This is a genomic window from Streptomyces sp. NPDC004134 (genome assembly GCF_042874195.1).
In the GTDB taxonomy this organism is placed as follows: domain Bacteria; phylum Actinomycetota; class Actinomycetes; order Streptomycetales; family Streptomycetaceae; genus Streptomyces.
Genome location: NZ_JBIAMS010000001.1, coordinates 532,036 through 550,630, shown reverse-complemented (window position 1 = coordinate 550,630; position 18,595 = coordinate 532,036). Strand labels below are relative to the sequence as shown.

General features: G+C 73.1%; 21 protein-coding genes and 2 tRNA genes. 7 read left to right on the top strand and 16 right to left on the bottom strand.

Features of this window, described 5'->3' with window-relative positions:
* Nucleotides 1-94 precede the first annotated feature (94 nt).
* Genes ACFYVJ_RS02540 through ACFYVJ_RS02530 form a run of 3 tightly spaced genes read left to right on the top strand, consistent with a single transcriptional unit; the run spans nt 95 to nt 3,216 of the window.
* Nucleotides 95-895: an SDR family oxidoreductase gene (locus tag ACFYVJ_RS02540; protein WP_388885791.1), complete on the top strand. Its 801-nt coding sequence runs from the start codon at nt 95-97 to the stop codon at nt 893-895.
* A gap of 45 nt (nt 896-940) precedes the next feature.
* Nucleotides 941-1,609: an NAD(P)H oxidoreductase gene (locus tag ACFYVJ_RS02535; RefSeq protein WP_388885789.1), complete on the top strand. Its 669-nt coding sequence runs from the start codon at nt 941-943 to the stop codon at nt 1,607-1,609.
* On the top strand, nt 1,606-3,216 hold the full coding sequence (locus tag ACFYVJ_RS02530) for an MFS transporter (protein WP_388885787.1): 1,611 nt from the start codon (nt 1,606-1,608) through the stop codon (nt 3,214-3,216). Before ACFYVJ_RS02535 ends, ACFYVJ_RS02530 begins: the two co-directional genes overlap by 4 nt.
* Before the next feature lie 80 nt (nt 3,217-3,296).
* Here the strand turns inward: ACFYVJ_RS02530 and ACFYVJ_RS02525 are convergent, their stop codons facing one another.
* Nucleotides 3,297-3,719 carry an ATP-binding protein gene (locus ACFYVJ_RS02525; RefSeq protein WP_388885785.1) on the bottom strand — a complete coding sequence of 141 codons (423 nt, stop codon included), beginning with the start codon at nt 3,717-3,719 and terminating at the stop codon, nt 3,297-3,299.
* 122 nt (nt 3,720-3,841) lie between these two features.
* Here ACFYVJ_RS02525 and ACFYVJ_RS02520 point away from each other — a divergent pair, with 122 nt between their 5' ends.
* Nucleotides 3,842-5,212, top strand: a complete 1,371-nt coding sequence (locus ACFYVJ_RS02520) for a twin-arginine translocation signal domain-containing protein (protein WP_388885782.1) — start codon at nt 3,842-3,844, stop codon at nt 5,210-5,212.
* A gap of 1 nt (nt 5,213) precedes the next feature.
* Here ACFYVJ_RS02520 and cutA read toward each other — a convergent pair whose 3' ends face one another.
* The 9 genes from cutA to ACFYVJ_RS02475 form a co-directional block, all read right to left on the bottom strand.
* Nucleotides 5,214-5,552 carry a divalent-cation tolerance protein CutA gene (gene cutA / locus ACFYVJ_RS02515; RefSeq protein ID WP_388885779.1) on the bottom strand — a complete coding sequence of 113 codons (339 nt, stop codon included), beginning with the start codon at nt 5,550-5,552 and terminating at the stop codon, nt 5,214-5,216.
* A gap of 415 nt (nt 5,553-5,967) precedes the next feature.
* Nucleotides 5,968-6,375 (bottom strand): YccF domain-containing protein, encoded by a 408-nt coding sequence (locus tag ACFYVJ_RS02510; protein ID WP_388885777.1) that lies wholly within the window; start codon nt 6,373-6,375, stop codon nt 5,968-5,970.
* 142 nt (nt 6,376-6,517) lie between these two features.
* Nucleotides 6,518-7,975 carry a DHA2 family efflux MFS transporter permease subunit gene (locus tag ACFYVJ_RS02505; protein ID WP_388885775.1) on the bottom strand — a complete coding sequence of 486 codons (1,458 nt, stop codon included), beginning with the start codon at nt 7,973-7,975 and terminating at the stop codon, nt 6,518-6,520.
* Between the two features lie 77 nt (nt 7,976-8,052).
* Complete coding sequence (locus tag ACFYVJ_RS02500) at nt 8,053-8,601, bottom strand: TetR/AcrR family transcriptional regulator (protein WP_388886153.1); 549 nt, start codon at nt 8,599-8,601, stop codon at nt 8,053-8,055.
* An 82-nt stretch (nt 8,602-8,683) separates the two neighbouring features.
* The gene (locus ACFYVJ_RS02495; protein ID WP_388885773.1) at nt 8,684-9,118 is read right to left on the bottom strand and encodes a MaoC family dehydratase; all 435 of its coding nucleotides are present in this window, start codon (nt 9,116-9,118) and stop codon (nt 8,684-8,686) included.
* 6 nt (nt 9,119-9,124) lie between these two features.
* A complete protein-coding gene (locus ACFYVJ_RS02490) occupies nt 9,125-9,577 on the bottom strand; it encodes a MaoC family dehydratase N-terminal domain-containing protein (protein WP_388885771.1) in 453 nt (150 codons plus the stop codon).
* A gap of 109 nt (nt 9,578-9,686) precedes the next feature.
* Nucleotides 9,687-9,851 (bottom strand): 50S ribosomal protein L33, encoded by a 165-nt coding sequence (rpmG, locus tag ACFYVJ_RS02485; protein WP_004571794.1) that lies wholly within the window; start codon nt 9,849-9,851, stop codon nt 9,687-9,689.
* Between the two features lie 91 nt (nt 9,852-9,942).
* Nucleotides 9,943-10,015: transfer RNA gene (locus ACFYVJ_RS02480), tRNA-Met, on the bottom strand.
* Nucleotides 10,016-10,061: 46 nt separating this feature from the next.
* Nucleotides 10,062-10,134 (bottom strand) — tRNA-Thr (locus ACFYVJ_RS02475).
* A 333-nt stretch (nt 10,135-10,467) separates the two neighbouring features.
* Between ACFYVJ_RS02475 and ACFYVJ_RS02470 the strand changes: the two genes are divergently transcribed.
* From ACFYVJ_RS02470 to ACFYVJ_RS02460, 3 genes are all read left to right on the top strand, one after another.
* Complete coding sequence (locus ACFYVJ_RS02470) at nt 10,468-11,814, top strand: hydrolase (protein WP_388885768.1); 1,347 nt, start codon at nt 10,468-10,470, stop codon at nt 11,812-11,814.
* Between the two features lie 362 nt (nt 11,815-12,176).
* Nucleotides 12,177-12,842, top strand: a complete 666-nt coding sequence (locus ACFYVJ_RS02465) for an SDR family oxidoreductase (RefSeq protein WP_388885766.1) — start codon at nt 12,177-12,179, stop codon at nt 12,840-12,842.
* 305 nt (nt 12,843-13,147) lie between these two features.
* On the top strand, nt 13,148-14,752 hold the full coding sequence (locus ACFYVJ_RS02460; protein ID WP_388885764.1) for an amidase family protein: 1,605 nt from the start codon (nt 13,148-13,150) through the stop codon (nt 14,750-14,752).
* A gap of 27 nt (nt 14,753-14,779) precedes the next feature.
* Here the strand turns inward: ACFYVJ_RS02460 and ACFYVJ_RS02455 are convergent, their stop codons facing one another.
* From ACFYVJ_RS02455 to ACFYVJ_RS02430, 6 genes are all read right to left on the bottom strand, one after another.
* Entirely contained in the window at nt 14,780-15,307 is a 528-nt protein-coding gene (locus tag ACFYVJ_RS02455; RefSeq protein ID WP_388885761.1) for an SRPBCC domain-containing protein, read from the bottom strand.
* Nucleotides 15,304-15,702 (bottom strand): ArsR/SmtB family transcription factor, encoded by a 399-nt coding sequence (locus tag ACFYVJ_RS02450; protein ID WP_388885758.1) that lies wholly within the window; start codon nt 15,700-15,702, stop codon nt 15,304-15,306. Before ACFYVJ_RS02450 ends, ACFYVJ_RS02455 begins: the two co-directional genes overlap by 4 nt.
* Before the next feature lie 28 nt (nt 15,703-15,730).
* Nucleotides 15,731-16,093 (bottom strand): VOC family protein, encoded by a 363-nt coding sequence (locus ACFYVJ_RS02445; protein WP_388885756.1) that lies wholly within the window; start codon nt 16,091-16,093, stop codon nt 15,731-15,733.
* A 33-nt stretch (nt 16,094-16,126) separates the two neighbouring features.
* Nucleotides 16,127-16,624, bottom strand: a complete 498-nt coding sequence (locus tag ACFYVJ_RS02440) for a hypothetical protein (RefSeq protein ID WP_388885753.1) — start codon at nt 16,622-16,624, stop codon at nt 16,127-16,129.
* A 170-nt stretch (nt 16,625-16,794) separates the two neighbouring features.
* The gene (locus ACFYVJ_RS02435) at nt 16,795-17,994 is read right to left on the bottom strand and encodes an MFS transporter (protein WP_388885751.1); all 1,200 of its coding nucleotides are present in this window, start codon (nt 17,992-17,994) and stop codon (nt 16,795-16,797) included.
* 111 nt (nt 17,995-18,105) lie between these two features.
* Nucleotides 18,106-18,585, bottom strand: coding sequence for an RrF2 family transcriptional regulator (locus tag ACFYVJ_RS02430; protein WP_388885749.1), 480 nt, complete (start codon nt 18,583-18,585; stop codon nt 18,106-18,108).
* Between the last annotated feature and the right edge of the window lie 10 nt (nt 18,586-18,595).

Below are 18,595 nucleotides of genomic sequence, written 5' to 3'. Positions count from 1 at the left end.
ACACCACCCGAGCCCGATCCGATGCGGCCCCCCGGACAGTGAGGTGCACCGGACGCCACCCCGGCGGTCCGGACCCGCCCAAGGAGACCGCGACATGTCCGCCACCACCCACCCCACGAACCCCAGCCAGACCACCTCCACCACCCCCACCCGCCTCACCGGCAAGACCGCCCTCGTCACCGGCGCCAGCCGCGGCATCGGCCGGGCCATCGCCGAGCGCCTCGCTGCCGAAGGCGCCCGCGTCGGCGTGCACTACGGGACCAACGACGCGGCGGCGAAGGAGACCGTCCGCGCCATCGAGGCCGCGGGCGGCAACGCCTTCGCGTTCGGCACCGAGCTGGGTCAGCCCGGAGACGCCGCCGCTCTGTGGCAGGAGTTCGACGCCCACGCCGACGGCCTCGACATCCTCGTCAACAACGCCGGCGTCAGCGGCGGCGGGGAGATCCACCAGGTCTCCGAGACCGCCTTCGACGAGGTGTTCGCGGTCAACGCCAAGGCCCCCTTCTTCCTGATCCAGCAGGGGCTCACGCGCCTCCGTGACGGGGGCCGCATCGTCAACATCTCGTCGGGCGTCACCAAGACCGCCTTCCCCGCGATGGTCGCGTACGCCGCCGCCAAGGGCGCGATCGACGTACTGACGCTGACGCTCGCCCAGGCCCTCGGCGCCCGCGGCATCACCGTCAACGCCGTCTCCCCGGGCACCATCGAGACCGACATCCACCCCTGGCTCGCGGACCCCGAGGCCCGCGCCCACGCCGCCGCCTTCTCGGTCTTCGACCGCGTGGGCCGCCCCGACGACGTCGCCGACGTGGTCGCCTTCCTCGCCTCCGCCGACGCCCGCTGGGTGACCGGCCAGAACATCGACGTCAGCGGCGGCTCCGGCCTCGGCATCTGACGCGCCGCCCCCTCCGCCCCGTACGACCTCCCTTGGAGACCTCTCATGTCCCACACGCTCATGGTCGTGGCCCACCCGCGCCCCGACTCCCTCACCGCGCAGGCCGCGGCCGGCCTCCAGGCCCGTATACGGGACGGGGGCGGCACCGTCGACGTCCTGGACCTGTACGCAGAACGCTTCGACCCGCGCATGTACCCCGAGGACGAACCCGACTGGGAGAACCGCGACAAGCGGTACTCCGCCGAGGTCCACGCCCACATGGACCGCATCACCGCCGCGGACGACATCCTCGTCGTCTTCCCGGTGTGGTGGTACGGGCCGCCGGCCATCCTCAAGGGCTGGATCGACCGCGTCTGGAACTACGGCTTCGCCTACGGCCGCAGCACCCCGCGACTCGGCGCCAAGCGGATGCTGTGGCTGGGGCTGGCCGGCGGCACGGCCGCGGAGTTCGCCGACCTCGGTCTGGACACGGCGATGGACACCCAACTGCGGGTCGGCATCTCGGAGTACAACGGCATCACCGCGTCGGCGGTACGGCTGCTGCACGGCACCGAGCTGACCGGCGTCCCCGTACACGTACGGCCCGCGCGGGTGCGCGACGTGCTGGCCGCCGCGGAGGCGGCGCGGCAGGAGATCCTCGGCGACCCCGCACGGCAACCCGGTGAGGCACCCCTTCGCGGCACCGCAACCGCGCGCGTGGAGGTGGCCTCATGAGCACCGACGCCAACGCCCGTACCACCGGCCGCCACACCCCGCCACCGCGCGCGGGAGCGCGTCAGTGGCTCGGTCTCGCGCTGCTGGTGGTGCCGGTCGCCCTGATGACCGCCGACCTGGGCGTGCTCTGGCTCGCCACCCCGTACCTCGCCGCCGATCTCCAGCCCAGCGGCTCCGAGGTGCTGTGGATCACCGACATCTACGGGTTCCTCACCGCGGGCACCCTCGTGATCATGGGCACGCTCGGCGACCGCGTCGGGCGGCGCAGGCTGCTGCTGGCCGGTTCCGCCGGGTTCATGATCGCGTCGGTGGTCGCGGCGTACGCCCCGAACGCCGCGACCCTGATCGGCGCCCGCGCCGTCCTCGGTGTGGCCGGCGCGGCCGTCCTGCCCTCCACCCTCGCCCTGATCAGCCACATGTTCGCCGACCCCCGGCAGCGCGCGACGGCCATCGCGATGTGGGTCACCGCGCTGTCCGCCGGTCTGGCGGCGGGGCCGATCGTCGGCGGCGTACTGCTGGAGCACTGGTGGTGGGGCTCGGTGTTCCTGATCGGGCTGCCCGTGATGCTGCCGGTGCTGCTCGTGGCACCGCTCCTCCTGCCGGAATACCGCGATCCGGACCCGGGCCGCCTGGACCTGCCGAGCGTCGCGCTCTTCCTGACCTCGGTGCTGCCGCTGGTCTACGCGGTCAAGCACACCGCGGAGCACGGCCCGGGCGCGACGGCCGCGCTGTCCACGGCGGTGGGCGCGGCGGCGGTCGCCGCCTTCATCCGCCGCCAGAACCGGCTGACGGACCCGCTGCTGGACCTGGCGCTGTTCCGCCGCCGGGAGTTCACGGGGGCACTGCTGACGCTGCTGCTGGGCATGACGGCGCTCAACGGGGTCGAGTACCTGGTGCCGCAGTACCTCCAGGCCGTGACGGAGCTGTCGCCGCTGGCGGCCGGGCTGTGGCTGGTGCCGGGCGCGCTGGGGCTGGTCGCCGGCTCCCAGTTGACGCCGGTCCTCGCCCGGCGCGTACGGCCGGCGTGGGTGCTGGTCGGCGGCCTGCTGGTCTCGCTCGTCGGCTACGCGATGCTGACGACCGTGACGGGCGTCGGCGCCACGGCGGCGGGGCTGACGGTGGTCATGTTCGGGGTCGCCCCGATCAGCGTCCTGGGCACGGCCCTGGCCGTAGGCGGCGCACCCCCGCCGAAGGCGGGCGCGGCGGCGGCGACCGGGCAGACGGCGTACGACCTGGGCCTGGCCCTCGGCATCGCGGTGACCGGCAGCCTGGCAACGGCGGTCTACCGCAACGAGATGCCGTCCGACGCCCCCGCCGAAGCCCGCGACACGGTAGGCGCAGCCCTGGACACGGCCACCGCCCTCCCGGACCCGGACCGCGCGGCGGCCCTGGCGGCAGCGGCCCGCGACGCCTTCACGGCGGGCCTGCACACGGCGGCGGTGGCGAGCACGGTGCTGGCGGTGGTGACGGCGGCGGTGGCGGCGGCACTGCTCCGGCGGGTCCCGCCGATCACGGGGGAGGAACCGGGTCCGGAGGAGCCGGGGACGGAGGAGATGGAGGAGACGGAGAAGGTACTCATGGACCACGAACCGACACCGCAGCGATGAGAACGCCGAAGCCCGGAGCCCGGATAGAGGAGGCTCCGGGCTTCGGCGCGCGTGGAGAACCCACCGGGGCGAAGGCGCACTCAATGCGCATCCACCCCGGAACAAGTCACCGTCGCCCACACACACTTCCCCACCCCACCCCGCTCCTCCACCCCCCACCGCTCCGCCAGTGCCGCCACCAGCGCCAGCCCGTACCCACCGGACTCATCCGGCACGCGCGGCACCGGCAGTTGGTCACTGGCGTCGTGCACCTCGATCCGCACCCCGCTCTCCACGACCAGAAACCGCGTACGAATTTCCCGCCCGGGGGACACCCGTGCATGCACGACGGCATTCGCCATCAACTCCGACAACACCGCCACCGCCGCAGACTCCAACTCACCCAGCCCCCACGCCGCCAACGCCTTCCGTAACTGCGCCCGGGCCAGCCCCACACACCTCCGATGCCGCCGCCACTGCCACACCACCGCCTTCTCTTCGCCATCCACCTGCTGAATCTGCATGCCCGACACCATGGGCGAGGTGTTGGGGATCTCGTTTCCCGACGAAGGGGATACCCATGGTGGGTACACTCCTCGGACGGATCGGCACTCACTCCGCAAGCGGTAGATCGCGGGGAAATCGCATGTCAGGACGCATGTCGTCAATCTCTCTTCCGCCGCACGTGCTCGAACGTGCCGATGTGCGGGCCGCCTTGCGGTGTCATGATTTCGGCAAGGAGTTCAAGCTGGCTCGGCAATGGGGCGGAATCAGCTTCGTGAAGATCGCCGATGCCTGCGACATCAAGCCCGAACGGGTGGGGCGGTTGGCCCGGGGCGAAGGTGCGATCACCACCTACGAGAAGATCACGCGCATTGCGGACGCCCTGGCCATCCCTGGCCACCTGGTGGGTCTGGCAGCGCGTCCGTGGGAACAGACGCAACCGGACGCGCTGCCGCAGGGCGAACACACTTGCCGGTTACCCACGCCTGAGGCGAGGGCCGCGGGTGTCTCCGCACGTGCAGTTGGGGCAACAGCCGGTCGAGCAGGAGGCGACGTGGAGCGAAGAAGATTCCTCGCGGCATCGGGAGTGGCAGGCATTGCCGGCGTGCTCCCCGAGCGCAATGCGGGATCGCATCTCGGACGCCGTGAGGTAGCGCAGTTGAGAATGCGCTCTTCTCGGCTTCGCCGCCTGGACGACGTTCTTGGCGGGGCGGACACGCGTCACATCTACCGCACCGAGTTGGACGGAACGGTGAGTCTGATGCGTCATGCCAGTTACTCGGAGAAAACCGGAAAGCAGTTGCTCACCATCGTTTCCGAACTGGCGCAACAAGCCGGCTGGGCCGCGTTCGATGCGGGGGACCAGTGCGAGGCGTCGATCCTCTACCGGCGGGCGCATCAGGCGGCAAGCGAAGCCGGTGACCGCGCACTCGAAGGAAACTCTCTGGCCTTTCTGGCATATCAGCAGGTCAGCGGCGCATCTTCGGGAGTGGCCACCGCGGTGGCAGCGTGCCGTACCGCAGGCTCCGACGCGCCTCCCACCGTCCGCGGGCTGCTGCACGAACGCCGGGCCTGGGCTCATGCCCGTGCCGGGGAGGCGAAGGAATCGGAGGCTGCGCTCGCTCAGGCAGAGGAGGCCCTGAGCAGTAGCGCCGATGAACCGGGCCCCGAGTGGGCCTCGTGGGTCGACGGGCGAGAGTTGCGGATCATGAAGGGTCGCTGCTGGACGGAGTTGCACCGTCCGTTACGCGCCGTGCCGGAACTGGAGGCGGCGCTGGCCGACTTCGATGACGCACAAGCCAGAGACAAGGCCCTCTACCTCTCCTGGCTGGCGCACGCCTACCTTGACGCCGGGGAGGTCGAGCAGTCGGCGCAAGTGATCGGCAGGGCTATCGATCTCTCCGAAGGGATCGGCTCGGTCCGTCCCCGGCAACGCATCCAGACGTTCTTGACCCGCCTGCATCCACATCGGTCCCTGGAGCCTGTGGCCGAGGTGCTGCGTCGCGGGGCGTAGATCAGGCCGTCTCGTTGCCGGGGGCTTCGACGGTACGGCGTACCCAATCCAGGTAGGGCTGCGAGCCGGCAGACATCGGGATGGCGGTGATCTCCGGATTGCTCCAGGGGTGATGTTCTAGCAGGTGCGCTTCCAACTCCGGGTAGCGGGCCGCAGTGGTCTTGAAGATGACCTGCCACTCTTCTCCCTCCCCGAACTGTCCCTGGTGCCAAAACAGCGACACCACTGGACCGACCACCTGCACCCCGGCCGCCAGCCGCGCCCGCGTCACTCCCCGGCCGAGCGCCACGGCTTCTTCGCGGGTCTCGGCCGCGGTGTAGACCTGCACGAAGTCGTTCATACTCACCGGCTACCGACCGGTGGACGTACGCGGCGCGGGGGCATGCACGGGAACCGCCCCCGCGCAGGCGGCGAGCACCGCGGGCGTGCGGACGCTGACGGAGCGTCGGCAGACACCATCCCCGCATGGGCGGGGAGGACAGTGATGCGTCATGGGTCTCCTAACGTCGGAGGGCTGTCCCCGCGCGGGCGGAGAGCACAGTTCGGCCTACGCTCCCAGAGCGGAGCCAGAGAGACCATCCCGCCGCGGGCGGGTAGCACCATCAAGGCCAGGACAGCACAGCCGGGCTACAACAGCCATCCCCGCCTGTGCGGGGAGCACGGCTCCCGCACCATGACCGGAACCACGGCTCGCGGGACCATCCCGGCAGTTCGCGGACCGGTGGAGCCTACGGCGTACGCGCGGGGGAGTCCCGTCAGCGCGGGGCGTAGCCGAAGCGTTCGTCTGTGGAGACGATCTCGCGGCCCAGGGGCATCAGGGAGATCGGGATCAGCTTCAGGTTCGCCCAGCCGAAGGGGATGCCGATGATCGACAGGAAGAGCGGGATGCTCGTGAGCAGGTGCCCCAGTGCCAGCCACCAGCCGGCGAAGACCACCCAGATCACGTTGCCCACGACCGAGGGCGTTCCCGCGTCCGGTCTTTCCACCGTGGTTCGGCCGAATGGCCACAGTACGTAGCCGGCGATGCGCAGCGACGCGACGCCGAACGGGATCGTGATGATCAGGATGAAGCAGACCACCGCGGCCACCGTGTAGGCGATCGCCATCCAGATTCCGCAGAAGATCAGCCACAGCACGTTCAAGAGGAGGTTCAAGGGCTTCATGATCGGCACCTCTCCCGGACACTCGCTTTGATGCGGTCCCTCCCCATCAATTATCGGCCCGTCGGCCGCCCGGACGGAAACGGAGCGCGTACGGGACCGCCCCGCGCCCGGTAAGGCGCGGGGCGGTCCCGCAGAAGCTGACTCAGACCCCCACCGGGGTACGGTCCCCGTCCGCCGCCGACGCCGCCCGAGGGGCGGCCGCCGCCGGGGCCCGGTGCTTGTGGATCAGCAGCGCCAGCGCCGCGCCCAGCCCCACACCCGCCGCGCCGACCCACAGCGCCGGCGCCAGGCCGTCGACGAAGCTCTGCGGCGTCTCGTGGCCGCCCTGGGCGGAGAAGACCGCCGCCAGCAGGGCGATGCCCAGCGCGCCGCCCAGTTCGCGCAGCGCGTTGTTCGCACCCGACGCGATGCCCTGCTCCTCCGGGGCGACGCTGGACAGGACCACGTTCGCGGACGGCGCGAAGTACATCGCCATGCCCACGCCGCTCACCGTCAGCGCCGGCAGGATCGACCCGTACGAGAAGCCCACCTCGACCGCCACCGCCCACAGCACCAGGCCCACCGCCTGCAGCGCCAGACCGGCCGCGATGATCGGCCGGCCGCCGATGCGGTCGGAGAGCGCGCCCGCTATCGGGGTGACGATCAGCGGCATCGCGGTCCACGGCAGCATGCGCAGGCCCGCCTCCAGCGGCGAGTAGCCGCCGACGCCCTGGAGGAACTGGCTCAGCAGGAAGATCGAGCCGAACATCCCGACGAACATCAGCACGCTCGCCGCGTTGACCGCGCTGAAGCTGCGGTTGCGGAAGAGCCGCATGGGCAGCATGGGGTTCGCGGCGCGCAGCTCGTACGCGACGAAGGCGGTCAGCAGCACCGGTGCCGCGATCAGCCCGGCGAGGACGGGGGCGGCGGTCCAGCCGTCGGCGTTGCCGCGGACCAGGGCGTAGATGAGGCCGAAGAGCGCGGTGCTGGCGAGCACGGTGCCGGGGATGTCGAGGCGGTTGTTGGGGCCGTGGCTCTCGGCCAGCTTCAGCCGGACCAGCGGGATGAGGGCGATGCCGACGGGGACGTTCAGCCAGAAGATCCAGTGCCACGAGATGTGCTCGGTCAGCGCCCCGCCGACCAGCGGCCCGGACGCGACGGCCAGGCCCTGCACCGCGCCCCAGACGCCGAGGGCCATGCCGCGGCGGGCGGCGGGTACGGCGGCGGAGAGCAGGGTCAGCGACAGCGGCATCAGCAGCGCGGCGCCGACGCCCTGTGCGGCGCGGGCCGCGACCAGGCCGTCGATGCCGGTGGAGAGCGCCGCGGCCGCGGAGGAGGCGGTGAAGATGCCGATGCCGACGGCGAACATCCGGCGGCGGCCGAAGCGGTCGCCGAGCGAGGCGCCGAGCATGAGGAGGACGGCGAAGGTGAGCGTGTACGCGCTGACCGTCCACTCCAGGTCCTCCATGCCGCCGCCGAGGTCGTCGCGGATGGCGGGTAGCGCGGTGGTGACGACGAGGTTGTCGAGCGCGCCCATGAAGCTGGCGAGGCTGGTGAGGAGCAGGGCCCAGAAGGTGGGGCCGAGGCGGCGGCGGTCGCCGGTGCGGGCTGGGGCGGACATGGTTCCCTCCGGATTAGTTATCAGTCAATAACTTTCGCGGGCATGCGTGTGCGACGTACGAGGGTGGCTGTGCGGGGTTACGTGCGGGGCAGGGCGTCGGGCCAGAATCCGTCCCACACCCGCTCCCTCGGCGCGTAGCCGAGCGCGACGAACGTGTTGATCAGCATTCCGTACGCGAGGAAGGTGGCCGCCGTGTCGGCCTCCCCGCCGAACGTCAGCAGCGCGAAGTCGTAGAGCTGTTCGGACCAGGCGGCCCGGATGGGCTTGCCGAACTCGTGGTCGCCCGAGGACTCGGCCGTGGCCACCGCGACGTACATCTGCATCTGCATCATCAGCCGGTCGCGGTCCTCGATCAGCCGCTGGTACGCCACGGCCATCGACTTCTCCTCGGTGCCCGCCGGCGCCTCCTCGGCGGCGGCGCGGAGCACGGCCGCCGTCTCCTCGATGCAGCGCAGGGAGGCGGCGAGGAAGATCGCGCGCTTGTTGGGGAAGAGGCGGAAGAGGTACGGCTGCGAGACGCCGACCCGCTTGGCGATCGACTCGGTGGACGTGCCGTGGTAACCGCCCCGGCCGAACTCCGTGATCGCCGCCCGGATGACGCTCTCGCGTCGCTCTTCTGCGCTCATCCTTGCCATGCGAAGTAAGTTATTGGCTACTCACTAACTTGTCAACCTCCGGGCTCGCGTACGGGTCCCGCCTCCCGCTCCGCTACGCCAGCCGGACCACGGCCCGCGACATCCCCAGCACCTTCTGCCCGGCGCTCGTCGCCGTCAGGTCCACCCGGACCGTACGCGCGTCGTCGTCCAGCTTCTGCGCGACCTTGCCCGACACCTCGATCACCGCGCCCACGCCGTCGTCCGGCACCACCACCGGCTTGGTGAACCGCACCCCGTAGTCCACCACCGCGCCCGGGTCGCCGACCCAGTCCGTGACCACCCGGATCGCCTCGGCCATCGTGAACATGCCGTGCGCGATCACGTCCGGCAGCCCGACCTCCTTGGCGAACCGCTCGTTCCAGTGGATCGGGTTGAAGTCCCCGGACGCGCCCGCGTAGCGCACCAGCGTCTCGCGGGTCACCGGAAACGACTGCGCCGGCAGCTCCGTACCGGCCTCGACGGCGTCGTACGCCACCTTCGCCACCATCGGCCCTCAGTCCTCCCCGGCGGCGCGGGCCACCAGCTTGATGATCGTCGTCACCACGTGCTCGCCCGCCTCGTCGCGGACCTCGCCGCGCACGTCCATGATGTCGTTCCCGGCCATCGACTTGATCGCCTCGATCGTCGACGTCACGGAGAGGCGGTCCCCGGCCCGTACGGGACGGCTGTACGCGAACTTCTGGTCCCCGTGCACCACGCGGCTGTAGTCCAGCCCCAACTGCGGGTCCGCGATCACCTGTCCCGCCGCCCGGAACGCGATCGCGAACACGAACGTCGGCGGCGCGATCACGTCGGGGTGGCCCAGGGCCTTCGCGGCGTCCGGGTCCGTGTACACGGGGTTCGCGTCGCCGACCGCCTCCGCGAACTCGCGGATCTTCTCCCGGCCCACCTCGTAGGGGGCGGTGGGCGGATAACTCCGGCCCACGAAGGACTGATCGAGCGGCATGAACCCTCCTGTCGCGCGGGCGGGGGTGGGGAGACGGGCGCCGGGTGTGTGGAGTGAAGCGCGGCGAACCCCTCGTCCCGGGTGGGACGAGGGGTTCGATGGCCTGCGTTCAGCGAGTCTCGCGGTGCGCCGTGTGGGCGTTGCAGCGAGGACAGTGCTTCTTCATCTCAAGACGGTCCGGGTCGTTGCGCCGGTTCTTCTTGGTGATGTAGTTCCGCTCCTTGCACTCCACGCAGGCCAGCGTGATCTTCGGGCGGACGTCTGTGGCAGCCACGTGAGTGCTCCTTGACGAACGGACAACTTCTTCAACGCAGAAAGAGTAGCCGATCGAAGGTCCGAGCCTGCAATCGGCTACCTGAGGTAAGTAGCGGTGACCGGACTTGAACCGGTGACACAGCGATTATGAGCCGCTTGCTCTACCGACTGAGCTACACCGCTGCGATGCTCTGCGCCTCCCAGGATAGCGAGGTGCGAACCGCATCAGAGCCCCAAAACGGAATCGAACCGTTGACCTTCTCCTTACCATGGAGACGCTCTGCCGACTGAGCTATTGGGGCGAGCGATGAAGACACTACACGCTGAGCGGCCGAAGGTGAAATCAGTAACCCTCCCTTGATCGCGCCCGCTCGTACGCGCCGATCAACGCCTGTGGGCGGGCCCCGCGCCGCTTGTGGGCCGGACCTGCGGTGCCAGTGCGCGGGAGCCGGGCCGGCCGTGCGCGGCACCGGTCGGTTGCCACGCCGATACGACTTTTTCCTCCTCCCTGGCGTGCGCGTCCGCCCCACCTAGGCTCGTTCGCGCTGATTGCTGCAGTCTGATGTCTTCTGATCGCAACTGTGAGATTTTGCTCACACCGTGGATGTTTACCCTGACCTGCCCGCAGGAGTCACATGCCCGCCAGTCACCCCCCGCAGCAGCCCCGGCACGGGTCCGTACAGGGGGGTGACGGAACACCTGTGCTGTGCGGCGCACGGCTCGCGGACGGCAGAACGGTGGACGTACGTCTCGGCGGCGGCCGGATCCTGGCGGTGGGGGCGGCGGGCAGCCTGGCGGGGCGGGCGGGTGGATGCGGGGCGCGGGTGGATCTCGGGGGATATGTGCTGCTGCCGGCGCCGGTGGAGGCGCATGCGCACTTGGACGTGGCGTTGACGGGGGTGGGGGGTGCGGCTGGTGCGGGCGGGGGTGCTGGTGCTGGTGCGGGTGTCCGGGAGGTCGGCGGGGGTGCGGGGGCTGCCGGTGCCGGTGCCGGGGTGCAGCGGCGGGCCGTCGAGGCCGCGCTCCTCCAACTCGGGCACGGCGCAACCGCCTTGCGCACGCATGTACGGATCGGCGGCGGCGCCGGGCTCGACGGACTCCGCGCCGTGCTCGCCGCCCGGGCCGCGCTGCGGGGGCTCGCCGACGTCGCCGTGGTCGCCGCCGCCCCGGTGCTGACCGGCGTCGCGGGGGCCGGGGGGCGGGCGCTGCTCCACGACGCCGTCGCCATGGGCGCGACGGCGGTCGGCGGCTGCCCGGACCTGGACCCGGACCCGGCGGGGTACGCGGAGGCGGTGTTGCGCGTGGCCGCGGAGCACGGGTGCGCGGTCGATCTGCACTGCGACGGTACGGATCCCGCACGGCTCGACCGGGTGGCGGCGGTGGCGGGGGAGCTGCGGTGCGGGGTGGCTGTCGGGCCGTGCGGCGGGCTGGCGCGGGTGCCGTACGAGACGGCGGCGGGGGTGGCCGAGCGGCTGGCGGGTGCGGGGGTGGCGGTGGTGTGTCTGCCGCAGGGGGACTGCGGTGCGGCGCGGGGGGTGGGCGGCGGCGGTTCCGCTCGCGGCGCGCGGCCGTTTGCGTACGCCCCTGTGCGGCTGCTGCGCGCCGCCGGCGTGCGCGTTGCGGCGGGGACCGGTGCCCTGCGCGACGCGGCGAACCCCGTGGGGCGCGGGGATCCGCTGCAGTCCGCGTACCTCCTCGCCTCGGCGGGCGAGGCCGACCCGGCGGCGGCGTACGCGACGGTGGCCGGGCAGGCGCGCGCGGTGCTGGGGCTGCCGGAGGTGCGGGTGGAGGCGGGCTTTCCGGCGGAGCTGCTGGCGGTACGGGGCGACTCGGTCGCGGGTGCGCTGTCGCTGGGGTACAGCCGGATCGTGATCCATCGCGGGCGGGTGGTGGCCCGTACGAGCGCGGTACGGGAGTACTGCGACTCGGGAGCCGCGGACCTGGACCTGCCCCGCCAGGGCCTGCCGCGTACGGCGGGCTGAGGGGCCGGCTCCGCGTGCGAGGGGCGCGGTCCCGGGGAGAGGGCGGCGTTCCCAGGGAGGGGACGGCGGTCCCGGGGAGGGGGCGGCGGGGAGCGGGCGGGCCGCCGCGGGCTGATCGTCTTTGTCAGAGGAGGCGCATACCCTTGGGCGGGAGTGCGGGTGACGGCGGGTAACCGTGGACGGGTAGCGGTGGGCGCGTGGGAGGCGTGCGGGTGGAAGTGGAAGGCGTGCGGGTGGAAATGGTGCGGGGCAGGGCGTAGGGGCAGGGCCTGAGGATGTGCCGGGGGACGTCACACGGGGCTCCGGTCCGCCGATTGCCGCACGTCGCGCGTTTCGGGTGGCCAGGCGTTACGGTCGGAGCCATGCGCATCGTCATCGCTGGAGGACACGGTCAGATCGCCCTGCGGCTCGAGCGGTTGCTCGCCGCCCGGGGCGACGAAGTCGCGGGGATCATCCGCCGCCCGGAGCAAGCCGACGACCTGCGGGCCGCCGGTGCCGAACCCCTCGTCTGCGACCTGGAGTCCGCGGGTGTCGACGAGGTCGCCCGGCTCCTCGAAGGCGCCGACGCCGCCGTGTTCGCCGCCGGTGCGGGACCCGGCAGCGGCGAGGCGCGCAAGGACACCGTCGACCGCGGTGCCGCCGTGCTCTTCGCCGACGCCGCGGTGGCGGCCGGGGTGCGGCGCTTCCTCGTCGTCTCGTCCATGGGCGCCGGCAGCGAGCCTTCCGCCGGCGGGGACGCGGTGTTCTCGGCGTACCTGCGGGCGAAGACCGCCGCCGACGAGTACGTGCAGGCGCGTGACGGCCTGGACTGGACGATCCTGCGCCCCGGCATGCTGCGCAACGACGCCGGTACCGGCCAGGTCAACCTCGCCGCGAAGACGGGCCGTTCGGCGATCCCGCGCGACGACGTGGCGGCCGTGCTGGTCGCGCTGCTGGACGAGCCCCGGACGGTGGGCCTGACGCTGGAACTCGTCGAGGGCAACGCCTCCGTGCTGGACGCGGTCGCGGCGGTGGCGGCCAAGGAGTAGGCGCACCAGGCGGCGTCGGCGATTCCGGCGGTTCCGCGTCCCGCGGCCGTTCGGGATCGCCGTGTACGCACCGCGGGATCGCCGCGCCCGCGCGGCCCGTTGAGCCCGCGCCGCCCTGGTGCGTACCGCCTCGTGCACGCGCAGCCGGTCCCTGCCAGAACGCCGCCGCGCGTCCTCCGCGCGTACGGGATCGCCCCCCGTCGGCCCACCCACGCACCCCACCCACGCACCCGCCCCCCATCACCCCCCGCCCATACCGCCGTGCGCCCTTGTGCTCCCCTCACGGCTGTAGTGCGCTGTCGCCCATGGGGAACAGGAGCACCGCCACACTCGTCGCCGTCCTCGCCGCCGGAACACTCCTCGCCGGGCCCGGTGGCCTGCCCAGCCCGTCCGCCACCGCCCAAGCCGCCCAAGCCCGCCCAGCCGATCCACCGCCCGGCACCCCCGCCGCCCTCGGGGTCGACCTCGACACGGTCACCATCCCCGAGCTGCAACGCCGCATGCACGGCGGCTCCCTCACCTCCGCCGCGCTCACCCGGGCCTACCTCCGCCGCATCGACGCCGTCGACCCCAGGCTCGACTCCGTTCTCCGCACCGACCCCACCGCCCTCCGCCAGGCCGCCGCCAGCGACGCCCGGCACCGCCGCGGCCAGACCCGCGGGCCCCTCGACGGCATCCCCGTCCTGCTCAAGGACAACATCGACACCCGCGACCTGCCGACCACCGCCGGCTCCCTCGCCCTCGCGGGACCGCCCCCCGCCGACGACGCCGCGCTCGTGACCCGCCTCCGGGACGCGGGCGCCGTGATCCTCGGCAAGGCGAACCTCTCCGAGTGGGCCAACTTCCGTGCCGCGAAGCCGACCTCCGGCTGGTCGGCCGTCGGCGGGCAGACCCGCAACCCGTACGTCCTCGACCGCAACCCCTGCGGCTCCTCCTCCGGCTCCGCCGCCGCCCTCGCCGCCTCCCTCTCCCAGGTCGCGATCGGCACCGAGACCGACGGCTCCATCGTCTGCCCGGCCGGAATGACAGGCGTGGTCGGGCACAAGCCGAGCCTCGGCGTCGTCAGCCAGGACGGCGTGGTCCCCATCTCCGCCGAGCAGGACACCGCGGGGCCCATGGCCCGCAACGTCACCGACACCGCGCTCACCCTCGCCGCCCTCGCCGAGGACGACTCGGTACGGGCCTCCCTCCCGTCGTACGCGGCCCTCGCCCGCCCCGGCGCCCTCCGCGGCAAGCGCATCGGGCTGTGGCGGCTGCCCGAGCTCGGCCCCGAGGTGGATGCGCTGATGACCAGGACCGCGGGGGAGCTGCGGCGCGCGGGCGCGGAGGTCGTGGAGGTGACGCCGCCGTATCAGGACCGGCTCGGGGAGCTGGAGTTCCCGGCGCTGCTGACGGAGTTCCACCGGGACATCGACGCCTACCTCGCCACCCGCGAGGGCCCGGAGGACCTCGCCGGGCTGATCGAGTTCAACCGTACGCACCCGGAGGAGCGGACCTGCTTCGCGGGACAGGAGCTGTTCGAGGAGGCGCTGGCCGCGCCGCCGCCCACCGACCCGGGGTACCGGGCGATGCGCGCCGAGCTGAACGACCTCTCGAAGCGCTCCATCGACGAGACGATGGCCGCCCACCGCCTCGACGCCATCGCCGCGCCGACCAACCCGCCCGCCTGGACCACGGACTGCGCGCGCGGCGACGACGACGTGATCCCGTCGTCCACGCCGGCGGCGGTGTCCGGGTATCCGTCCCTGTCGGTGCCGGCCGGGTTCGTCGGCGAACTGCCGGTCGGGCTGCTGCTGATGGCCGGCGACCGGCAGGACGGTGAGCTGCTGACGCTGGGCGCCGCGGTGGAGGGGCGGCTGGACGCGTGGCGGGCGCCGCGGTACCTGCCTTCGGTGGGCCCGGGGGAGTGAGTAGGGGCCCGGGGCGGCGGCCCCGGGTCAGTCCTCCCGCAGCATCTCCGCCAGCGCCGGGAGCACCTGCGAGGCCCAGCCGCCGCCCATGATCCGGTGGGCCCGGCGCTGGAGCGGGTCGTCGGGGTCGAAGCCGGCGTGGACGAGGAAGAGGCGGGTGCCGCGGCCCTCGGGGGCGAGGGTCCAGGTGATCGTCCAGTCGGCGGCCCCGGCTCCGCCCCCGGTCCCGGCTTCGCCCCCGGTCCCGGCCTCGGTCCCCGCTCCGTCCTCGGCGCCCGGCTCCGCGTCGGTCCAGCGGACGCGGAGCATCCGCTCCGGTTCGTACGCCAGGACCTCCTCCGCCACCGTGCCCGAGAAGCCGGTGCCGGGGCGGGGGAGCGCCCGCATCGTGGTGCGGTGGCCGACTTCGAGGCGGAAGTCGCCCGGCATGAGCCAGCGGGCGCGCAGCTCTGGCTCGGTGAGGGCCCGCCACACCTTGCCGGGCGGGTGGGGGAGGAAGGCGTCGAGCCGGATCTCGGTGGGGTCGGCGGGCTCGGGGAAGCCGGGGACGCTCATGCCCCGGCCCGGGAGTCGTCCGTACGGTCCGTATGGTCCGTACGGTCTCCGCTCCCCGCCTCCGGCAGGTCGTCCAGCAGCTCCGCCAGGCCCGCCAGCTTGGCCCGCCAGAACCGCTCGTACGGCCCCAGCCAGTCCCGTACCTCCGTCAGCGGCTCCGCCTCCAGCCGGTAGATCCGCTGCCGCCCCGCCCGCTCCTCGCTGACCAGCCCGGCCTCCCGCAGCACTTTCAGATGCTCCGAGAGGCTGGGCCGCCGCATGTCGAAGTGCGCCGCCAACTGCTGTACGGGCTGGGGGCCCTCGTCGCGCAGCAGCCGCAGCACCTCGCGCCGTACGGGACTGGACAGCGCGCCGAAGACGCGGTCCTCGCCGCGGGTTTCCTGTGTCGCAGGCAAGTCCGCCGTCTCCTCTCCGTCCCGGGCGTCAGCCCTCCGGGGAGAGCAGGAACCGGTTGCCGTCGGGGTCCTCCAGGGTCGCCTGGCGGCCCCACGGCTGGTCGTCCGGGCCCTCGACCTTAGCGCCCGCGGCGCGCAGAGCAGCGCAGTCGCCGTCCAGGTCGGCGCTGACGAGCGCCGTGCCGCGGACGCTGCCGGGGGTGAAGCCCTGCTCCGCGGCGGCGAGCACGAAGTGGGTCTGCGCGCCCTTGGGCGCGACGGCGAGCCAGCGGACGGGGCCCATCTGCCGGTCGGCGACGACGTCGAAGCCGAGGGCGTCGGTGTAGAAGGTCCTGGCCCGGTCCTGGTCGGTGACGGGCAGGGTCACGAACTGCGCATGGGTGATGTTCATGCGGCAGATGATACGTAGGAAATTTCCTACGTATCAAGTCGGGCCCGGTGAGGCGGGCGGCGGCGGGCAAGGCGGCCAGGGGTTCTCGTCGCCGTCGTACGCCGCGAGCGCCGCCTGCCGCAGCTCGAACAGCCCGGCCAGATCCGCGGCGCCGATCCCGTCCCGCGCGAGCAGCACGGTGGCCCGCGCCTCCACCGCGGCCCACGCCTGCCGGGACCACTTGTTCGCCAGCCGCCGCCGCCCGCTCCGCAGGAACGCCGCCCCCGCCGCGAACCCCGCGGAGACCAGGGTGCCCAGCGCCGCCGGCACTCGCGCGTCCGCGGAGGCCAGCGCGGCGGCGCCGGAGACGGCGGCGAGGAGGGCGGCGGGGAAGCCGAGGGCGATGTCGGTCCTGGCCCAGAACTCGGCCCTGCGGTGGGCGAGTTTCCGCTGCCGTGTCGCGTCCTGGCGTAACCGCTCCACTTCGGTACGCAGCCGGTGTGCCGGCTCGTCCGGGGTGGCCGGTGGGGTGCCGTCGGTGGTCGTGGCCATAGTCGATTGCAGCACGGCGGCCGCCGCCGCGGAGGTGCACCGGGGCCACAGTCCTCGGCCCGTACGGTCGTCGGCTTCCGCCAACGGCCCCCGTGCGCGGGGGAGTCGAGCGCCCGCAGAAGCGCGGGGTGCCCGCCGGGCGAGCACGCCGGGCCCCGCCCGGCCCGCCCTCACCGGTACCGGCGCGTCCCCGCCAGCCACGCCCCCGCCGCCACCGCGAGCGCCGCCCCCGCCGTCGCGGCCTCCGCCGTACCGAGCGGCAGCAGCACCCCGCCGAGCAGGGTGCCGAGCCCGACGCCGGTGTAGATCGCCGAGGCGTTGAGCCCCACGACGAGCGCCGTCTCCTGCGGCGCGGCCGAGATGAGCCGGTGCTGCTGCGGCGGCGTCTGGCACCAACTGCTCGCGCCCCACGCCACCATCGCAGCCGCCGTCAGCGGCAGGAAGCGCTGCCCCGCCGCGGCCGACAGGGCGATGACGCCGAGGCCCGCCGCCATCAGCGCGTACCCGGCGGCCAGCACCCGCACCGCCCCCCAGCGGTCGGTGGCCAGCCCGGCGGCGAAGTTGCCGGCGACCGCCCCGGTTCCGTACAGGCACAGCATCCACACCACCCCCGAGGCGCCGATGCCGACGTCCGCCAGGACGGGCACGGTGTACGCGTAGACCGTGTACCCCGCGCCCATGCCGAGTGCGGTGAGCGGCAGCACGGCGAGCACCCCGGGCCGGCGCAGCGCGCGCAGCCGCGCCCGCAGCGGCACCGGCGCCCCGCCGGGCAGCGGGGGCATGACGGCGTAGACCGCGAGCGCGCACACCGCGCAGAGCGCGGCGACGAGGCCCAGCGCCGTACGCCAGTCCACCGCCCGCGCGGCGAACGTGCCCAGCGGCACGCCCAGCGCGGTGGCCATGGTCAGCCCGCCGATGACGACCGCCAGCGCCCGCGCCCGCCGCTCGGGCGGCGCCAGCGCGGCGGCGACGGCCCCGGCGCCGGGCGTGAACGCCGCCGCTCCGGCGGCGGCGAGGACGCGGCCGGCCATCAGCGCGGCGAAGTCGGGGGCGAGCGCGGAGCCGAGGTTGGCGGCGGCGAGCACGAGCAGGGCGCCGACAAGCAGCGGCCGCCGCGGGACGCGGGCGCAGACGGTGGCGAGCACGGGGGAGAGGACGGCGTACGCGGCGGCGAAGACGGTGACGGACTGCCCGGCGGCGGACTCGGAGACGTCGAGCGAGCCGGCCATGGCGGGGAGGAAGCCGGCGACCACGAAGGCGTCGGTGCCGACGGCGAAGGTGCCGAGGGCGAGGACGAGGGTGGCGGAGAGCCCGCGCGCCTGGCCGGCTCCCGCCGGCTCCGCGGATCCATTGACCGGGATATCGGACATCCCCATTCCTTCGTGCGTCGCGTACGGGATGCGGCGTCAGGGGTGCGGTGTTGGGGTGCGGCGTGACGGGGCGGGGCGTGAAGGGGTGCGGCATGACGGGGCGCGGCCCGGTCAGCCCGTCAGCCGGGCGTACTGCCGCCGCGTGCGCTCCGCGCTCGCCTTCGGCGCGGCGGCCATCAGATCGGCGACCGTCTGCCCCGCCAGCTCACGCCGCCAGGCCAGCTCCGCGCGGCGCATCGCGGTGGCCACCCCGCACGGCCGGGCGAACTCCCGCCCCGCGCCCTGCCCCCCGTGCCCCTGCTGCCGGATCTCGGTGCAGACGAACGGTTCGAGCGGCCCCTCCAGGGCGGTCACCACGTCCATGAGCGTGATCCGCCCGGGCTCCCGCGCGAGCGAGAACCCGCCGCGCGCGCCGGGCGTGGAGTCGAGGATCCCGGCGCGGGCGAGGGCCTGGAGCCGCTTCTTCAGATACTCCTGCGGCAGGTCGAACCAGACGGCCAGTTTGCGGATGGGCACCGGCCCCGCGTCCCGCAGCCAGGCCAGGGTCAGACAACTGTGCAGCCCCCACTCGACGCCTTCGCCCATATGCATGAAGGGGATG